This is a genomic window from uncultured Flavobacterium sp. (genome assembly GCF_951805225.1).
GTDB lineage: Bacteria > Bacteroidota > Bacteroidia > Flavobacteriales > Flavobacteriaceae > Flavobacterium.
Map to the genome: position 1 here is coordinate 968,104 of NZ_OX638201.1, position 19,103 is coordinate 987,206.

General features: G+C 34.2%; 13 protein-coding genes. 6 read left to right on the plus strand and 7 right to left on the minus strand.

Annotation, left to right across the window (positions count from 1 at the left end; translation table 11 throughout):
- Positions 1–83 precede the first annotated feature (83 nt).
- Positions 84–2,696, plus strand: a complete 2,613-nt coding sequence (locus tag WN975_RS04210) for a TonB-dependent receptor (protein ID WP_337965367.1) — start codon at positions 84–86, stop codon at positions 2,694–2,696.
- A 5-nt stretch (positions 2,697–2,701) separates the two neighbouring features.
- On the plus strand, positions 2,702–3,547 hold the full coding sequence (locus tag WN975_RS04215) for a DUF4249 domain-containing protein (RefSeq protein WP_337965368.1): 846 nt from the start codon (positions 2,702–2,704) through the stop codon (positions 3,545–3,547).
- A 261-nt stretch (positions 3,548–3,808) separates the two neighbouring features.
- Here WN975_RS04215 and WN975_RS04220 read toward each other — a convergent pair whose 3' ends face one another.
- From WN975_RS04220 to WN975_RS04235, 4 genes are all read right to left on the minus strand, one after another.
- On the minus strand, positions 3,809–4,507 hold the full coding sequence (locus WN975_RS04220; protein WP_337965369.1) for a hypothetical protein: 699 nt from the start codon (positions 4,505–4,507) through the stop codon (positions 3,809–3,811).
- A 122-nt stretch (positions 4,508–4,629) separates the two neighbouring features.
- Positions 4,630–5,142 carry a hypothetical protein gene (locus tag WN975_RS04225; RefSeq protein WP_337965370.1) on the minus strand — a complete coding sequence of 171 codons (513 nt, stop codon included), beginning with the start codon at positions 5,140–5,142 and terminating at the stop codon, positions 4,630–4,632.
- A gap of 23 nt (positions 5,143–5,165) precedes the next feature.
- On the minus strand, positions 5,166–5,756 hold the full coding sequence (locus WN975_RS04230) for a hypothetical protein (protein ID WP_337965371.1): 591 nt from the start codon (positions 5,754–5,756) through the stop codon (positions 5,166–5,168).
- 226 nt (positions 5,757–5,982) lie between these two features.
- Positions 5,983–6,966: a beta-ketoacyl-ACP synthase III gene (locus WN975_RS04235; protein WP_337965372.1), complete on the minus strand. Its 984-nt coding sequence runs from the start codon at positions 6,964–6,966 to the stop codon at positions 5,983–5,985.
- A 1,152-nt stretch (positions 6,967–8,118) separates the two neighbouring features.
- Here WN975_RS04235 and WN975_RS04240 point away from each other — a divergent pair.
- Positions 8,119–9,054: a Dyp-type peroxidase gene (locus WN975_RS04240; RefSeq protein WP_337965373.1), complete on the plus strand. Its 936-nt coding sequence runs from the start codon at positions 8,119–8,121 to the stop codon at positions 9,052–9,054.
- 253 nt (positions 9,055–9,307) lie between these two features.
- Here the strand turns inward: WN975_RS04240 and WN975_RS04245 are convergent, their stop codons facing one another.
- From WN975_RS04245 to WN975_RS04255, 3 genes are all read right to left on the minus strand, one after another.
- The gene (locus tag WN975_RS04245; RefSeq protein WP_337965374.1) at positions 9,308–11,671 is read right to left on the minus strand and encodes an FdhF/YdeP family oxidoreductase; all 2,364 of its coding nucleotides are present in this window, start codon (positions 11,669–11,671) and stop codon (positions 9,308–9,310) included.
- An 87-nt stretch (positions 11,672–11,758) separates the two neighbouring features.
- Positions 11,759–12,640, minus strand: coding sequence for a formate dehydrogenase accessory sulfurtransferase FdhD (fdhD, locus tag WN975_RS04250; RefSeq protein WP_337965375.1), 882 nt, complete (start codon positions 12,638–12,640; stop codon positions 11,759–11,761).
- A 95-nt stretch (positions 12,641–12,735) separates the two neighbouring features.
- Complete coding sequence (locus WN975_RS04255) at positions 12,736–14,190, minus strand: NAD(P)/FAD-dependent oxidoreductase (RefSeq protein ID WP_337965376.1); 1,455 nt, start codon at positions 14,188–14,190, stop codon at positions 12,736–12,738.
- Positions 14,191–14,385: 195 nt separating this feature from the next.
- Here WN975_RS04255 and WN975_RS04260 point away from each other — a divergent pair, with 195 nt between their 5' ends.
- From WN975_RS04260 to WN975_RS04270, 3 genes are all read left to right on the plus strand, one after another.
- Positions 14,386–14,958, plus strand: a complete 573-nt coding sequence (locus WN975_RS04260) for a Crp/Fnr family transcriptional regulator (protein ID WP_337965377.1) — start codon at positions 14,386–14,388, stop codon at positions 14,956–14,958.
- Between the two features lie 93 nt (positions 14,959–15,051).
- Entirely contained in the window at positions 15,052–15,774 is a 723-nt protein-coding gene (locus tag WN975_RS04265) for an SDR family oxidoreductase (protein WP_337965378.1), read from the plus strand.
- A gap of 362 nt (positions 15,775–16,136) precedes the next feature.
- Positions 16,137–19,085 (plus strand): Ig-like domain-containing protein, encoded by a 2,949-nt coding sequence (locus WN975_RS04270; protein ID WP_337965379.1) that lies wholly within the window; start codon positions 16,137–16,139, stop codon positions 19,083–19,085.
- The last annotated feature ends 18 nt before the right edge of the window (positions 19,086–19,103 follow it).

Below are 19,103 nucleotides of genomic sequence, written 5' to 3' on the forward strand. Positions count from 1 at the left end.
TAGCCGCGAAACTACACATCCTCCTCATAGTAAGGATAGTATGAAACTATTCCATTTAATAATATTCAAAAATACAAAATTTCATGAAGCATATAATTTCCGCATGCTTTTTTTTATTCGGTTTGAGTGCGTTCTCCCAAAACGTTACAGTAACGGTAGATAAAACGGTATCTTTAAAAGAATTCTTTAAACAAATTGAAAATCAAACCGATTTTAAATTTGCTTTTACAGATCAAGTTAATACAAGTCAGCATTATTTTACCCACCAAAAAACATATAAAAATATTGAAATAAAAGATCTTGTTAATGAATTAAATAAAACTGCAACAGTTCAGTTTTCGATCGTTGGCAACAACATTTTTGTGAAGCAAAAAGCAACGAAAACAGCTAAAAAAAAAAACAAGCTGACCGGACAGGTTTTTGACGATAATAATGAACCTATTATTGGTGCCAATGTTTATATAAAAGAACTGGAAACAGGCGTTACAACAGACAGAAACGGAATGTTTGCTATAGATCTGGATAAAGGAAGTTATACGGTTGCGATTAGTTATATTGGTTTAAAAAATAAAGAAACGAAAATTACCGTATCTGATGATTCAAGGATAAATTTTACAATGGACTCTGACAGTCAGGAGCTGGAACAAGTGATCATAACCTCTAGTAAAGCTGTTGATGTAAAGAATACTCAAATGAGTGTTAGCAAGCTTTCGATGGCAGAGATTAAAAGAATTCCGGCCGCTATGGGCGAGCCGGATCCTTTAAAATCATTATTGACATTGCCCGGAGTTACAAATGCCGGAGAAGCTTCGTCAGGATTTAATGTTCGTGGAGGTGCGGCAGATCAGAATTTAATTCTTTTGGATGGCGCTCCCGTATATGGCGATTCTCATATGTTTGGATTTTTCTCCATTTTTAATGCAGATATGATAAGCGGAATAGAATTATACAAAGGTGGAATTCCGTCTAAATATGGAGGACGCGTTTCTTCTATTCTTGATGTAATACAACAAACAGGTGATTTTGAAGAGTATAAAGTAAACGGAGGAATTGGTTTAATATCAAGCCGACTTTTGGTACAAGGACCAATCCAGAAAGGAAAAGGTTCATTTATAGTTGCGGGACGTACTTCGTATGCACATTTATTTTTGAAACTGGCAGATAACAGTAATTCTGCTATGTTTTATGATCTTAATGCCAAATTTAATTACCGTTTTAACGCAAATAACTCTATTGCTTTTTCGGGATATTTTGGGAATGATGTTTTTGATATCGATAATCGTTTTACGAGTACTTTTGGAAACACTATGGGAACCTTAAATTGGAAACATAAATTTTCGGATAACTTAAACACCAATTTATCCGTTTTCTATAGCGATTACAGATTTAATCTTGGCTTGCCTACAGAATTCTTTAAATGGAATAATAACATTCAGACTTCGGGACTTAAATATGCATGGAATCATACTGTATCAGAAAAGTTAAAACTAAACTACGGAATCGACGGTCAATATTATAACTTCAATCCGGGAACGGTAGAACCTACAAATTCAAGTTCACAGTTTAATTACAAACAATTAGATCGAAAATATGCTTTTGAATCTTCGGTTTATTTAGACTTCGAACATCAGATTACAGAAAAACTTAATTTAAGATACGGACTTCGCTACAGCATGTTTTATCGTTTAGGAGGCGAGGAAATAAGCACGTATGAAAATGGTCAGGCAGTAGTTTACAATCCGTTATATCATATTTATGAAAAAGGAACTCCAACGGGAACTATCTCTTATAAAAGCGGAGAAACGATCAGCAAATTTGATAATCTGGAACCGCGTGCAGCATTATCATACGCTTTTAACGACAATACATCTGTAAAAGCAAGTTACAATAGAATGGCACAATACATTCATATGTTGTCAAATACACAATCGCCTTTGCCAATGACAATCTGGACACCAAGCGGACCTTTTACAAAACCACAGATTCTGGATCAGTACGCAGTTGGATATTTTAAGAATTTCAAGGACAAAGATTATTCTTTTGAAGGAGAATTGTTTTATAAGAAAATCCAAAACCGTATTGATTATATAGACGGAGCAGATATTCTGGCAAATAATAATATAGAACAAGTAATCCTGAATGGTAAAGCGAGATCATACGGTATGGAATTATCGTTGAGAAAGAATACCGGACGTTTTACAGGTTGGGTTTCCTATACTTTATCAAGAGCAGAGCAAAAAACACCTGGAAGAACTCCTGAAGAACCAGGTATTGCAAATGGAGATTGGTATTTGTCAGGATACGACAAATTGCACAATTTGAGCATTGTAGGAAGTTATGAATACAGCCCAAAATGGTCTTTTAATGGAAATTTCACGTTGCAATCTGGTCAGCCGGTGACATATGCAAACGGATATTATGAGTTTGGCGGAATCAATATTCCTAATTTCTCTCTTAGAAATGAAAACCGTTTACCACTTTTTCACCACTTAGATTTGGCGGCAACTTATACGCCAAAACCGGACAAAAAGAAAGGATGGCAAAGCTACTGGGTTTTCAGTCTTTATAACGTGTACAATAGAAAAAATGCTGCGTCAATCACGTTTACAACAAATGATGATACAGGAGCAAATGAAACCAGAAGACTATCAATTTTTGGCGTAGTTCCTGGAGTTTCTTATAATTTTAAATTTTAATAAATATGCAAAGGATTAGAAAGTATAATTTTAAAAGTAAAGCGCTGTTTTTTTTAAGCCTTCTTTCGGTGTTGTTTTTTTCATCTTGTGAAGATGTTGTAAAACTTGATTTAGAAACCGGCGAAACAAAACTAGTTGTCGATGCAGAAATTATCTGGCAAAAAGGAACCACAGGAAATGTACAGGTTATTAAAGTCAGTAAAACCGCACCATATTATAATAATACAACACCAAAAGTTTCCGGAGCGCAAGTAAAAGTTGAAAATAGTAATGGAGACGTTTTTACATTCAATGAAACAGAACCAGGATCTTATGTATGTAACAATTTTGTTCCAGTTCTCAACATGGATTATACACTTTCTGTAACCGCAGAAGGACAAAGTTTTAAAGCAACCGAAAAACTAACATCTGTAACACCAATTGACAGAGTAGAGCAGGAAATCCATAAAGATGCAGTAGGAGACGAGTCGATCGAAATTGTATTTTATTATAAAGATCCAGTTGATCAGGCCAATTATTACCTGACAGATTACAGAGCTGATTTCCTTTTGTATCCGGAATATACACTTACAGACGATGAATTATATAACGGAAATACAATAAATAATCGATATACAAACGACGATGACAAAATACAGCCGGGAAAAACGATTAATATTACACATCGCGGTATTTCTAAAAATTTCTATAATTATATGAACCTAATTTTAGAAATATATGGCGGAAGTCCATTTTCAATTCCTCCCGGAAATATCAGAGGAAATATAGTAAATACTACCGATCCAAATAATTTTGCCTTCGGATATTTCAGACTTTGCGAAGCAGATAAAGTAGCATATCTGGTTAAATAACAACCCAATGCTTAAACACAATATTGTCATTTCGACGAAGGAGAAATCTTAGCAAGTAACTCCGCAACGAAAATCCAATCTTTGTCGAGCTTCTCGTGGAGATTTCTCCTTCGTCGAAATGACAAAATCTTTCTGATTTTTCATCGTTGAGAGAGATTTCTTTAAATACTTTACCAAAAAAAAAATTAAATAAAAGGTTTAATTGTACGTTGATTTGTAATTACATCTGGCATATAAATATTTATGTCAGATGTTTTTTATTTACATAATTTCGAAATACTTACTTGGAACAAAACCATCTTCATTTTTTTGAATCAATTCCATTTCTATTTTGTTTGAATTGTATTTTTGACCTCTATAAATCCATCTGAAAATATTAGGATATAGACTATTGTTTACAATATCTCTTTTGGCTATAATTTTTTCTTCTTTTAAATCATAAATAAAACAAAGATTAGAAAAAGCCTGAATAATTTGAATTTGCGTTGGATTAATAAAATAGGCCCATTCGATATCAACATCTTCAGTAAATTTTATTCTTTTCTTTTCTAAAGTTTCCAAATCGGTAACAACCAAACTCCTTTTATTGATCGCTAAATGATAATCAGGATAAAAAAAACTTCCAACCAACGAATCCATAACCATAGATTTATCAACTCTGTGATACGTATCTAAATTTGTTTTATGATAAGTAGAAATGTTTATTAAAAAAGAACCAAGGCTTGCAAGAAACGCAAAACTTTTAGTTGGATGTTCAACTTCAATCTTTTCATTTATAAAACATTGAATCCTTTTTTCTCCAAATAGTTCCTGCGTTCGGTTAAAATCATCAATCAAAACAGCATAATAAAAAATTACCAGACCATTATGAGGTTCTTCCCAACCCAAATATTTCAATTGTATTCTGTTGTTTAGATTTTTAATTAAACTTAAACTTTCAATTTGTTTTACTTGTATCATTTATTTATATCAGAAGCATTTTATGATTATAAAATTTATATCTTAAGAATTGACAATCTTAGTTTTACGGACAGTTTTTTAATTGAAAAAATCTCAATAATGCCAGTAAAAATAAGGAAAATCTACCTTTTTAGCTTTGCAATTATTTCATCCGTTAATAAAGGATTTTCCCAAAAACCTAAAACATACGTAATATTTTCGCCAAGCGAATCTTCCCCAGCAGATCTTGGTTGATATTCGAATTCCCAGCGATTAAATTCGATTCTTAAATACTCTTTATCATCTTCTTCGATAAAAATTATATCTGCTGAACTGTTATAAAGCGGATGAATTTTTAAAACACTCGTAAAATATCCTTCATACCTATCATGTTCGGCAATATCGAATTTATAGGTTTCCGAAAGAAAAAGAAATTCCTCTTTAGTAAAAGATTCATCTGCATTAATATAAGGATTTGCGATCAACCTTTTGCTAAAAATACGCGAGTTTCCACTAACGTCACTTTTACCAATAATACTAATCAACGGACGTTTTAATTCTTGTTTGACAGAAACGATTCCTTCCTCGACAATCTTTTCAGATCCATCGCCATATCTTTCCGTTTGAATACAATAAAATTGCTCTATTAGTTTCATTTATAATTGTTTATTGCTTTTTTTTAGAAAATTTCAAGAAAAGAATATTGCTCCATAATTTTCTCATAATTAACGGCGGGAGTTAAACCTTCTAAAAGTAGTTTTTCCTTCATTATTACAATTTCCTGAAAAACTTCTAAATCATAAAAGTGTACAATATCTTCTATAAGTTCTCTTTCGTTGATATAAAAAGTATATTCTCCACGATGTTTGAAAAAATCAAAAAGCAGTTTTTTTTCTTCAATACTAAATTCAGTATTATTGAACAGATATTTAAAAGGATCAACACCAATAATTCCGTTTAAAACTAAAATATCACAGTAAGATCCGGAATTTATTTCCTTAAAAGAATGTTTATTAAACTCTTCACGAGGAAACATTTTTGTCATCAATATTGTCCAATCTTTTATATCGAAATTTTTCCATATAATTGGACAAGAAAGAATTAAAGAAATATTAAATCCTTTATCATAGCTTTTGAAACAATAGGCAAGGAGATCAATCTTTTCAGCATTAGACAAATCATGAAGTTCATTTTCTAAACTATCTTGAAAACCTTTCAATAAAGGCGATGATTCGTATATTTTATGCGCTAAAACTGTTATTTTTTCCATCAAATCGATTATAAAAAAGCATGAATTTCTGTATTCTAAATTATTTCAGTTTCTTAGATTTTATCAGCTTAATTATTTCAAATATAAAGTTATTTTGATAGTGCCGGCAAAAAATAAAAGTAAATATAGTTTTGAGATTACTCCATAAAAAAAACACTCAGTACAAATTTTGCACTGAGTGTTTTTCTATAAAAGATAAAACCTAGGAATTAGACTTTAGTTTAAATTACCATTTTATGTACATACTTCCCCAAGAGAATCCTGCACCAAAAGCAGTTACGATGATATTATCACCTTTTTTGAAATCGTTTTTAAAATCCCAAAGGCATAAAGGAATCGTTGCTGCTGTAGTATTTCCGTATCTCTGAATGTTTATTTTAAACTTGTCAATACCAATACCAATATCCTCACTTACAGCCTGAATAATTCTCAAGTTTGCCTGATGTGGAATAACCCAGTCAACCATTTCAGGAGTTAAAGAAGCTTTTTCCATTAATTCCTTAGAAGTTCCACTCATGTTTTTTACAGCTTGTTTGAACACAGTTCTACCTTCTTGTTGTACAAAATGCTGTTTGTTATGAATCGTTTCTTCAGAAGTAGAAAGTAGAGAACCTCCGGCACGAACCGTAAGATATTCAGCTCCCGTTCCGTCAGTTCTAAAAATGTTTTGTTGAATTCCTCGTCCTTCAGTATTTGGCTGTAAAAGTACCGCTCCGGCTCCGTCACCAAAAAGAATACAGCTATTTCTGTCTTCATAATTAACGATAGAACTCATTTTGTCAGCACCAATAACGATAACATTTTTATATCTGCCGCTTTCAACGAAACTTGCACCAACAGAAAGTGCGTACAAGAAACCGCTGCAAGCAGAGTTAAGGTCAAATCCCCAGGCATTTTTCAAGCCCGCTTTTTCGCATACCAAACTGGCTGCAGGAGTTAAAATACGATCTGGTGTAGAGGTTGCCAAAATAAGACAATCAATATCAAGCGGATCTATTGCGTAGTTTTCAATTAAATCTTTAACAGCAAAAGAAGCCATATCTGAAGTTGCCAAAGCAGGATCGTCAAGTATTCTTCTTTCTTTTATACCCGTGCGTGAAGTAATCCACTCATCTGAGGTATCTACCATTTTTTCTAAATCAGTATTGCTTAAAACCGTTTCCGGTACATATCCCCCAATAGCAATAATGGAAGCGTTAAGTGTATTCATTTATTTATTGTTTCTCTATTGTGTTTTTTTTATTTTGATTCCCTGAGCAGTATTTCGCTTAGGTGATTTCTCAAAGTCAGATAAAGAAACTGTGAAGTAAAGAGAAGTTTTGTTTTTCTCTAATCAAAGTCATTCTTATAGTTATTTTTAATCAGGACAGTGAGAGGATTATTTCGCAGTAAAAACTAAAAAGATTTTACCCGAAACAAAAAAACTTTAACTCATAAACGAGCCTTATTTTTTTGGTGCAAAGATAGAAATGTAGTAGGAGCAAACCTAAATTTATTTGGCTGAAGACCTGCTTTACAGTATTAAAAAATTGTTAAACAGGCAAAATAATCAAAGTTCGGGGTCTTTTGGTCTGTAGTTTTATCAATACTTCTTATCGCGAAATCGATTTCTTAAAATGTGACTTTAACACTTTTGTTGTTTCAGAAAAAACTTAAAGAGCTTTATTTTAATTTTTGAAATTACTAAATATTTTTAAACACATAGAAACATAGTCCGGAAGCATCGTGATAAACTTAAAAAAGGCGTTTCACTTATTTGAATGCACATAGTTAGCTATGTGAAAGAAATGTATTTCTTTAATGTCTCCTTTTTTACACATAAAATCTATGTTTCTATGTGTTTAATGTTTTTTATAAATACACTTAATTGATTAAGAAGAAAGAAAGTGCTAAATGGAAATATTTAGCGCTTTTTTTCATTTTTTAGGGATTTAGAATTTCACTAAAAAACATGAAATGATCTTTAAATATCAGATGAATTATTTGGATAAATAGCCAGGCAGAAATCATAGAAATTCCCATAATTTTCACAACATAAAAGGCATTAACAGTCCAGCTTCTTAAGTATTTGAAGTAAACAATTGAAGTATTGAATTGGAAATCTATTTTAGTAATTATAAAAGAAACCCCAAATAGAATTAACCAACAGAGAAAGATTTTAGTTTCCATTTTATTCTATAGGTTTAAAAACTAGTTGAATAAAGTAAAATTACAAAATTTAATCCGTTTTTATTCTCTTGTTAAGTGAAGTTTGTTTTATGATAATGTAAACTTTTAAGACTCTTTCTATTTAGTGAATAGTCTCTTTTTCTTTAGAATTTTATTTTTAAATTTGATAGAAAATAACCAATAAAAACCAAGTATGAATCACTCGCAAAGCGTAACCGACTATCCAAATAATAATACCATTTTTATGGTTTGGAAATTTAAAAATGAGGCCAATATAAAGCCTGCATTTGAGAAAATTTGTGCATTGGTAAGTAATTTAAACAATTCTTATACAATTAGAATTCCAGACGGAAGAACAAGTTGCGTTATGGGAATTGGACACGATGCGTGGATAAAGCTTGGATTACCAACGCCTTTGCCTAAAGAATTAGTGAATTTTGAATCAATTGTAGGCGCAAAACATGCTGCAATTTCAACAGTTGGCGATCTTCATTTTCATTTAAGAGCTCAAAATGCGGCGATTTGTTTTGATATGGCAATGGCAATTTCAAATGTATTAGAATTTGTAGCCGAATGTCTTGAAGAAGTTCATGGTTTTAGATATTGGGACGGTCGTTCAATCATTGGTTTTGTTGACGGCACCGAAAATCCGATAGGCGAAGAAAGAGATTTTTTTGGCGTAGTAGGAGAGGAAGATTCTGAATATAAAGGAGGAAGTTATTTATTTGTTCAGAAGTATTTTCACAACATGAAAAACTGGGAAAATCTATCCACAGAAGATCAGGAAAAAGTGATTGGAAGATCTAAAATGAATGATATCGAAATGGCTGACGACGTAAAACCTACAAATTCGCATAGCGCACTTACCGCAATAACAGACGAAAATGGCGAGGATTTAAAAATTGTTAGAGATAATATGCCTTTCGGAAATCCCTCAAAAGGAGAAGTCGGAACTTATTTTATTGCTTACGCAAGCAAATTCAGCACAACAAAAAAGATGTTAGAAAACATGTTTCTAGGTAATCCTCCGGGAAATTATGATCGAATATTAGATTTTAGTACAGCACAAACCGGAACGTTATTTTTTGTGCCAACATTTGATTTATTAGATGATTATTCTGCGGAATAGAAGTTTTTGTTGTGAATGAATCTCACGTCGTGAATGAATCTCGCAAAGACGCTAAGTCGCAAAGTTTTTGTTGTTTCTCCCAAAGGGAGAAATGACACAAGAAACTCGTCAATCAAAATCGCCAAGGTTTTGTCATTTCGACGGAGGAGAAATCTTCGCAAGTAACTCCTCAACGAGAATCCAATCTTTGTCGAGCTTCTCGTGAAGATTTCTCCTCCGTCGAAATGACAAGATTGTGGTTAAGCTTTGCAAATTACAATCGACCTATTCGATCATAAATTTTAGGATCGTGTTTTTTGATTTTAATCTTCACATACTTTGATGCTGGCATATTACTATCCTTCACAACATTATTAACCGAAACCAGAACATTTGTTTCCGGAAAATAAGTAACCGTATTTTTCTCTGGTATTTGATACGAAACAATTATAAACAAAGGCGCAATTCGTTCGATATCGTCATCATAATTGAATAAATCGACTTTATCACCAGCTTTAAATCCTGCCAGATCAATATCTTTTTGATTCATAAATATTACTCTGCGTTCGTTTTTTATACCACGATAACGGTCGTCCAAACCATAGATTGTAGTGTTGAATTGGTCGTGCGTTCGTGTTGTCGCCATCATATATTCCTCAGGCGAAAGTTCATTGTTTGGTATTGTAGTTAAAGTAAAAGGCGCTCGATCACCAAATCTTTTCGTAATAAATTGTCCGTGTCGTGCGGCATTTGGCAGATAGAAACCGCCTTTTTCGCGTACACGTTTATTATAATCTTCAAAACCCGGAATACATTTTTCGATATCATCTCTTACCGCGTCATAACTGTCGTGATAACGTTTCCAGTCAATAACAGATTTGCTTCCTAAAGTTGCCATTGCCATTTTGCATACAATCTGCGTTTCATTAATAAGAGTATCAGAAACCGGTTTGAGCATTCCTTTTGATGACTGTACAACGCCCATAGAATTTTCTGTGGTTATAAATTGTGCTTCACCATTTACAATATCAATATCGCTTCGGGAAAGAGTGGGTAATATAAGTGCTTCTTGCCCGTGAATTAAATGACTGCGATTGAGTTTAGTAGAAACATTAACCGTTAAATTAAGTTTTCTTAAAGCACTCGCGGTATAAGTCGTGTCTGGCGTAGCTGATAAAAAATTTCCGCCCATGCAAAATAATAATTTCACTTTTTCTTCCTGCATTGCTTTAATAGCTCGAACGACATCATAACCGTGACTTCTTGGAGGATTAAAACCATAAAACGCCTGAAGGCGATCAAGCTGTTCGTCCGTTGGTTTTTCGTCAATCATCATCGTTCTGTTTCCTTGCACATTACTGTGACCACGAACGGGACAAACTCCTGCGCCGGGTTTACCAATACTTCCTTTTAGCAATAAAATATTTAGAATTTCTCTAATCATTTCGACGCCGTTGGGTTGTTGCGTAAGTCCCATTCCCCAACAAACAATAATTCGTTTTTTGAAAGCAATAATTTCAGCAGCTTCATAAATTGCTTCTTTCGAAACGCCTGAAAGCGAGACAAGATCATCAAGATTATAATCGTCAAACTGTTTCATAAAGTCTTCATATCCAGTCGTTTTCTCTTTGATGAAATCATAATCAAAGACTTTCTCAGGATTTTTATTTTCGAGTTCGAGTAATATAATTTCAAGAGCTTTTAGCAAAGCCATATCGCCGTTTATTTTTACAGGCAAATAAAGATCGGCAAGTTTAACGCCGCTTCTAATAATACCATTAATTTCCTGCGGATTTCGGAATCCCATTAATCCCGCTTCCGGTAACGGATTTATAGCAATAATTTTTGCTCCGTTTTTTTTACCTTTAGATAAAGCGCTCAACATTCTTGGCGCGTTGGTTCCGGGATTTTGTCCAATAATTACGATAACATCGGTGTCATAAAAATCGTCTAATGTTACGGTTCCTTTTCCAATACCAATTGTTGGTCTTAAAGCAGATCCGGAGGTTTCGTGACACATATTCGAACAATCGGGCATATTATTAGTGCCGTATTCTTTCGCAAAAAGCTGATAAAGAAAAGACGTTTCATTACTTGTTCTTCCCGAAGTGTAAAAAGCAGCTTCATTTGGAGATTCTAAAGCATTAAGATGTTCTGCTATTTTTTTGAAAGCATCATCCCAACTTATTGGTTGATAATGTGTAGCATTTTTAGGCAGATACATAGGTTCTGTCAATCGACCCATTTTACCAATCTGATAATCGTCTAATTTGGCAAGATCGTAAACGGAGTTTTCTTTAAAGAATTCAGCTGTAATTTTTTTGGTCGTTGCTTCTTCGGCAAGCGCTTTAGCACCGTTTTCGCAGTATTCGCCAAGCGGAGATCTCTCGTCATCTGGATCAGGCCACGCGCAACTTGGACAGTCAAAACCACCAACCTGATTCATCTTAAACAGCGCTTTTGTTCCTCTAACAAGCGTTTTTTCTTCGATAAGATCACTAAAAGCAGATATGACAGCAGGAACTCCCGCAGCCCAGTTTTCGACTTTGGTTAATTTCAGGTCTAAAAGTCTGTATGGATTTTCAGGATCCGGTAATTTTTGCGGGTCAGTATTTTTATCGTGTTGATCTTCTTTCATAGCTTTTCTATTTAATTAACACAGGAATAAAAGTGTTGAATAATGATTATTTTACTTTTTTTGGGATGATGATCTTCAATAAGTTTTTCAGTATTGATGCGAAGTTTCTATTATCACGTCATCACTGGAATTATAGATATTAAAACGATCTTCTTTCAGAAATCCCAAAAGTGTAATATTAAATTCTGTGGCTAATTCTACCGCAAGACTTGACGGAGCGCCAATTGCAGCGACAATCGATATTCCAGCCATAGCCGCTTTTTGAATTAACTCAAAACTGGCTCTTCCGCTAAGGAGTAAAATATGTTGGTTTAAAGGCAGTAAATCTGATGCCAAAGCGGCGCCAATTAGTTTATCCAAAGCATTGTGACGTCCTACATCTTCCTGCAAAAGCATAAGATTTCCTTCAATAGAAAAAAGTCCGGAAGCGTGAATTCCTCCAGTGGAAGCAAAGTCACTTTGGGCTAATCTTAATTTTTGCGGTAATTGATGTAAAATATCTATCGAAAGATTTAATTGAGGTCTGTTTTTGTGACTAAAAGAACTAACGGTTTTTATGGATTCAATCGAACCTTTTCCGCAAACTCCACAACTTGAAGAAGTATAAAAATTACGATCTGCTTGCATTAAATGCGGAATAAAATCTTCTTTAAGTTCAACAAGAATATTATTTTTCTTTTCGAATTTACATCCGGTTTGTAAATGAAAAGCATTTTTTACAACTTGATAAGACGAAATTATTCCTTCGGTAAATAAAAAACCTATGGCAAGTTCCGCATCATTTCCGGGAGTTCGCATCGTTACAGAAACGTTCTTTTGTATCCTTTGATTTTCCGGTCCGTATTCGATTTTTATTTCCAAAGGTTCTTCTACAGAAAGAATATCCGATACCGTTGAACTGCTGAAACCATTGACCTTTTTAATTAGTACTTCCTTAATGGAAACTAATTCCAAATTATTCATTTCCATCTAAGTTGATTATAAAAAGCTTAGTAAATTTAAGAAAATAAATCCTTAAATAATAAATCTTGCTTCTTATAATTGAATGTTATAAAGACGAAATATTAAGTGTCTTTTCGCTTTAAACAACGACCTCGAGGTTCGTCGCCTTCATGAAGTACAATATCAGAATGTAGAAATTGAGCGGCGTCGGCTGAATCTTTTACTTTGGTGGCGCTTCGTTCCAACATTTCGGCTTCAAATTCGGTTAAGACATTTTTTCTTATTCCGAGTTTTCTCCATTCAGATGAAGGTCTGCAACCTTTTGAAATTCCGCGAGCGAGCATAAGTGCATCGAGTAAAGCTTGGTTTGCACCTTGTCCTTTAAACGGACTCATAGGATGTGCGGCATCGCCAATTAAAGTTATTGAACCTGCGTTTTCCAACAATTCAGGCTGAAGTAATTCACGATCATAAACAGGATATCCTGAAATTTGAGCTTCGGCAGTTGCCAGTAAAATTTGCGGAATTGGATCGTGCCATTGTGTTCTTAAACATGCTTCTTCTTTAAGTGCTTTTGGACCTTTGGCACTTAACGCTTTAGCTTCGTATTCAGGCATCGGAAAACTAAGTTGCCACATTACAGAATCCGATTTATAAGGCATAATATAAATTCGTTCATTGCCATTTGCAGTTTGAAAAACCGTAGCAGAATCTAATAAAGAATTATCAAAATTTTCAAGCGCATTTAATGGACAAATACCCAAAATTACAATACAATCCAGATAACGTAAAGGAGCAGATTCTTCGCCAATAAGCAAGTTTCTGATCGAACTTCGAATACCATCTGCACCAACAACAAGATCGGCTTTGATGTTTTTTATTTCGCCATCGACTTGAAAGTTTAGCGCAATACTTTCGTCTTCACATTTTTTATAATCAATTAATTGATGTCCCCATTTTACGGCATTATCTCCGCCAAGTTGTTCCAATAAAGCCAAACGCAGCGATTGACGTGCGATATGCATATTAGAACGTTTTGTAGAAGTTTTCTCGTCTGATTGAATCCATTTTCGAATTCCCCATTCTCCAATAACTTTACCTTCAATAGTATGTACCAAATGTCTTGTTGAAATAACGCGGTCTTTTAGCGAAAAAATTCCTAACCCTTCGATGGCTTTACTCGCTTGTTGCAAAGTAAGTCCGTAACCTTGAGATCTGGCGTCAAAACTAGTATCACGTTCATAAATCGTAAAAGGAATTTTTCGATGTAAACAAGCTACAGCCAGAGCAACTCCGCCAATTCCGCCGCCAATAATAGCAACGTGCGGGTAGTTTTCTGTATCTGCAACAGGAGGATTTTCGGAAGGAATTAATCCAGAGCCGGAACATTTCGGGCAAATGTGTTGGTGTCCTTTTGGAGGAATTGGAGCGCTTGTTTCGCCATTTGTTCTTTCAAATTCGGCTAACGCATTTTGATAGCGAAGTTTTGCTTTTTTGGTGATTCCACGGCTTTTTTTGCCGCGTCCCTGACATTCTTCACAAATGATCCAACTCGTTCCTTTATTTTCTACTTCCACTTTATTTTGCCTGATCCAGACTCTCGTTATTTATATTTTCCAACATTTTGCTGTTTGTCACGGCTGTGCAAATTTAATATAAAAGATTGCGAGTACAAAAACTACTTTAGAACGCAATTTTCTAAAGCTTCAGTAAATCTTATATCTTTGATAGAGAAAATGAATAGTAGAAAACCCTGAAAAGATTATAATAATATGTTTGAATCACTTTTTAATTATTTAGAACTTTTTCAAAAAATACCTTCGGAAGATAAAAACAGCATTGAACAGATTTTAGAATATAGAACTGTAAAAGAAGGTGATATTCTACTTGAGGAAGGAAAAATTGCAAACGAAATTTTTTTTGTTTGTAAAGGTGTTTTGAAAATAGTAAGTATTAATGACAAAGGGAATGAAATTATCCATTTCTTTTTTAGTGAAAATCAGTTTTGTACGATTTTAAAAAGCTTTACTGAAAATATGTTTTCAACAGATAGAATTCAGGCAGCTTTTGACGCAGAAGTAATTGTTTTCAAGAAAAATAAATTAGAACTTTTGTATCAGGAATTGCCTTATTTCAAAAGCATTTTAGACAATATATTTCAACAGTCTTTGCTTAATAAAGTTGAATTACGTAATTTTTATCTTGGTGAAGATGCAACTTCACGTTATCAAAAATTTATTGTGAGACAAGCTAACATTGCGTCGAGAGTTTCACAAACCGACATTGCTTCTTATCTGGGAATTGCAAAACAATCCTTAAGCCGAATTAAAAAAAATACACTCTAAATTTGCTTTTTAACAATTGTTAAATCCTTTGTTTATCCCGCTTTCTACTTTTGTCCGACTAAAAAATAGTCAGGAACATTAAAAAAGTAAAAAATGGAAAATCTAAAAGGCAAAAAAGTAGTAATTATTGGCGGAAGCTCAGGAATTGGTTTGGCTACGGCAAAATCAATTGTTTCAAAAGGAGGAAATGTAATCATTGTTTCGAGTAATCAAGGGCGTATAGATAAAGCTTTACAAGAAATAGGCGCTGAAAGTATCGGATATGTGGTTGATGTAACAAATGAAATTCAGGTCAAAAATCTTTTCGAAAAAATTGGTTCATTTGATCATTTAATCTTTACTGCGGGAGAAAATCTTATTCTTTCAAATGTTGAAGATACTACTTTGGAAAATGCCAGAAATTATTTTAATATTCGTTATTGGGGCGCTTTTGCGGCTGTAAAATATGCTGCAAAGTTTATAAATCCTAAAGGTTCAATTGTTTTAACCAGCGGTATTGCAAGTAACAGACCCAATAAAGGTTGGGCTTTGGGCGCGAGTATTTGTGCTGCTATGGAAGGTTTTACAAGAGCAATGGCTATGGAATTAGCTCCAATAAGAGTAAATATTGTTTCGCCGGGAGTTGTAAAAACAGAACTTTGGGGCGGTATGTCAGAAAGTGACAGAGAAGCTATGTATGCCAATATCGGAAATGCATTGCCTGTTAAGCGAGTAGGTGAGGCGGAAGATATTGCTAAAACATTCCTGTATTTATTAGAGCAGGAATATGGAACCGGGCAAACATTAATTATTGACGGCGGTACTTCATTAGTGTAAACTACATTAGAAATAAATCTAAAACAACCTTCGGGTTGTTTTTTTATAGTATTAAATAGATGGATTCTATATGATTTTTATTATTTGGTTTTGAAAAAGAGAATCTACTAGAAATGATGTTAATTTTTTCTCATATTCTTATCATTATAGCTTTAAAATACAGACTTCATATCTATATTAATTCTTGATTTTTTATTTATTGTAAAATATTAAAGTATTGATTATTAGATTTTTAATATAACGAAAACGATATATTAACCTCGATTTTTAATCTATATTTTTTATTTGCTCTTTTTTAAATCTAGTTTCGTTGTACCCTTTTTTTAGGAACTAACTTACTAATTTTAAAAAACCGAAAAATTATGAAGAATCCATTACATTTTAATTTTTTTAGAAGAGAGAAATATTTCCATATCATATGGATTTTTTTTGTGCTCTTAACCTCAGGTTTGTATGCGCAACGAGGTTATTATGATGCGGCGTATAAAAGGTACGAAGCAAACGTTGGACAATTGTCTAACGGCGCTGCAACTACTTCAAAATCATACATTCAGTCAGATCTTCAATCTGAAGCGACGGATCAGCAATGTGTGAATATGTCTGCGACAAATGCAACAGTTCAATGGACGCTTACTGAAGCCGCAGATGGACTTGTAATTCGCTACAGCGTTCCTGACGGACAAACGGCGACTTTGGGCGTGTATAATGGGAACACAAAAATTACCACGCTAACTTTGACTTCAACTTGGTCTTGGGAATATTTGTGGAGCAACGGAAATCCTAATAATAACGGAATCACGAATCAAAATCCAAGAATGCGATTTGACGAAGTACGTTATAAACTTCCGAGTAAAATCGCGGTTTCGGGAACTTTAAAATTGGTACGCGAATCAGGGAATGTTCATGTAGATTTTGCTGAGATAGAACCAGTGGCAACAGCTCTTACAGCTCCGTCTGGTGCAGTAACTTATACCGGAAACGGAAGCGATCTTCAAACGTTTATTGATGCAAACGGCGGAAAAAAGATTTTTCTTCCAACTGGTGTTTATAGCGTAAATCGCGAATTGTATTTTGGTGTTGCCAATACTTCTTTGATAGGCGCGGGAATGTGGTATACTCAAATTAATTTTACGAATACGAGCAGCTTAAACGGAGGATTGCGTGCTAATGCAGCAGGAATTTCATTTACGGATCTTTATTTAACTACAAATTCGGCATCGAGAAGTAATTCTTATAAAGGTATAAATGGAGTTTTTACAGCTTCTTCAATTGTAAAAAATATTTGGGCAGAACATTTTGAATGTGGCGCCTGGATTGCACAATACAATACCGGAGGTCCTGCAATTGCTGATGGTTTTACGCTATCTCACTGTCGTTTTAGAAACAATTATGCTGATGGAATTAATCTTTGCAAAGGAACTGCAAATGCAATTGTAGAGCATTGTAATTTCAGAAATAATGGTGATGACGATCAGGCGATTTGGTCTGCCGATGGACTGGAATGTATCAATAATACGTTTAGATACAATACTTCAGAAAACTGCTGGCGTGCTTGTGGGCTTGCTATTTATGGCGGAAAAAATAACAAAGCTTACAATTTAATTATAAAAGACAATCTTGAAGCGGGTATTCGTGTGAGTAATAATTTTCCGGGAGCACCATTTAACAATGACGGAATGCACGAAATTCATGATATCACGGTATCAACATGCGGAACTTTTAATGATACTTACAACAATCCTGTAGCGGCGGTAGATATTTTCAGCGCTACAAATGCGGGAAGTCAGGTTAAAAATGTTCAGCTTTATAATATCGATATTGTGGATTCAAGAAACGATGCAATTTCGATAAGCAAAAGATCTGGAGACGGTATTTATAATCTTAGTTTCAAAGACATTACGGTTAACGGAACGGGTAAGGAATATCCAAACAATAATGCGCTTAACAGAAACTGGGGAAGAGGATATTTTGTACTTATCGCGGGTTCTCCTGCCGGAAACGGAACGTATTGCAACATGAATTATTCGAATAGAGGAGGAAATGCTGCAGCAAATGAAGAAATTAGTGCGATTGGTACATTCTCCTGGACAGCAGGAAGTAATTGTTCAAGTACGCCAGTTGCAGTAACAGGAGTAACGATTTCACCAACTACAGCAACTTTAGGCGTTGGTGCTACACAACAATTAACACCAACTGTAGCTCCGGCAAATGCTACAAACAAAACGGTAACGTATAGTTCTAATAATACAGGTGTAGCAACGGTAAATGGTTCAGGATTAGTTACTGCAATTGCTTCTGGATCTGCAACAATTACAGTTACAACTCAAGACGGAGCAAAAACTGCAACGGCTGTAATTACTGTAAATTCATCAAATATTGCGGTAACAAGTGTGAGTTTAAGTCCAACAACTGCATCATTAGCAGTGGGAGCAACGCAACAATTAACGCCAACAGTTTTACCTTCAAATGCAACGAATAAATCGGTTAGTTATGCCTCAAATAATAATGGCGTAGCAACGGTTAATGCTTCTGGTTTGGTGACAGCGGTTTCTAACGGAACGGCAACAATTACAGTAACAACTGTAGACGGAAGCAAAACAAGTACTGCTGCAATTACGGTTAGCACGGCAACAGGAAACTATTTTACAATCAAAAATAAATGGACTGGTAATTATTTATATGATGCCGGAGCGAATGTAGGATATGGTCCAACTGTAGCAAATAATAACTACAAATGGGAAAAAGTTGCGGTTGATGCTACTTATTATATTCTAAAAAATGTTGGTACAGGAGATATGATGAATATCGAAAACTTAACAGGAGCAGTGCAATGTAATGTTGGTTCTTCGGGTTGGTATAGTGCACAATGGTCAAGCGAAAATGTTGATGGAACTTGGGTAAGAATTAAAAACAGATGGCAAACCGGAAGTATGATTCATATCGAAAACCTGAATGGTTCTGCTCAATATGCCGGAGGTCAAAACAACTGGGAAAGTGCGCAATGGCAATTCCAAAGTACTTCGACATCAAAAAGAATAAATGGTATTGAAACAGAAGTAACAGTAGAGAATAATTCGCTGTTTAGTCTTTATCCAAATCCTTCGATCAACAATGAGTTTAATGTTGTTTTTCCGGAATTAAAAGCTGGTAATCAAGCAACAGTAACGGTTACGGATATAAACGGAAGAAAGGTTTTGGTAAACAAATTGAATGCATCTGCAAAAATTGACCATCATTTAACTTCAGGAGTATATATTGTTACCATCAGTTCTAATGAATTTAATGTTTCTAAAAAACTGATTGTGAAGTAATAATTTGAAATAGTAATA

Coding starts and splice junctions, on each gene's coding strand:
- WN975_RS04210 (WP_337965367.1), top strand. CDS start 84: ATGAAGCATATAATTTCCGCATGCTTTTTTTTATTCGGTTTGAGTGCG.
- WN975_RS04215 (WP_337965368.1), top strand. CDS start 2,702: ATGCAAAGGATTAGAAAGTATAATTTTAAAAGTAAAGCGCTGTTTTTT.
- WN975_RS04220 (WP_337965369.1), bottom strand. CDS start 4,507: ATGATACAAGTAAAACAAATTGAAAGTTTAAGTTTAATTAAAAATCTA.
- WN975_RS04225 (WP_337965370.1), bottom strand. CDS start 5,142: ATGAAACTAATAGAGCAATTTTATTGTATTCAAACGGAAAGATATGGC.
- WN975_RS04230 (WP_337965371.1), bottom strand. CDS start 5,756: ATGGAAAAAATAACAGTTTTAGCGCATAAAATATACGAATCATCGCCT.
- WN975_RS04235 (WP_337965372.1), bottom strand. CDS start 6,966: ATGAATACACTTAACGCTTCCATTATTGCTATTGGGGGATATGTACCG.
- WN975_RS04240 (WP_337965373.1), top strand. CDS start 8,119: ATGAATCACTCGCAAAGCGTAACCGACTATCCAAATAATAATACCATT.
- WN975_RS04245 (WP_337965374.1), bottom strand. CDS start 11,671: ATGAAAGAAGATCAACACGATAAAAATACTGACCCGCAAAAATTACCG.
- fdhD (WP_337965375.1), bottom strand. CDS start 12,640: ATGGAAATGAATAATTTGGAATTAGTTTCCATTAAGGAAGTACTAATT.
- WN975_RS04260 (WP_337965377.1), top strand. CDS start 14,386: ATGTTTGAATCACTTTTTAATTATTTAGAACTTTTTCAAAAAATACCT.
- WN975_RS04265 (WP_337965378.1), top strand. CDS start 15,052: ATGGAAAATCTAAAAGGCAAAAAAGTAGTAATTATTGGCGGAAGCTCA.
- WN975_RS04270 (WP_337965379.1), top strand. CDS start 16,137: ATGAAGAATCCATTACATTTTAATTTTTTTAGAAGAGAGAAATATTTC.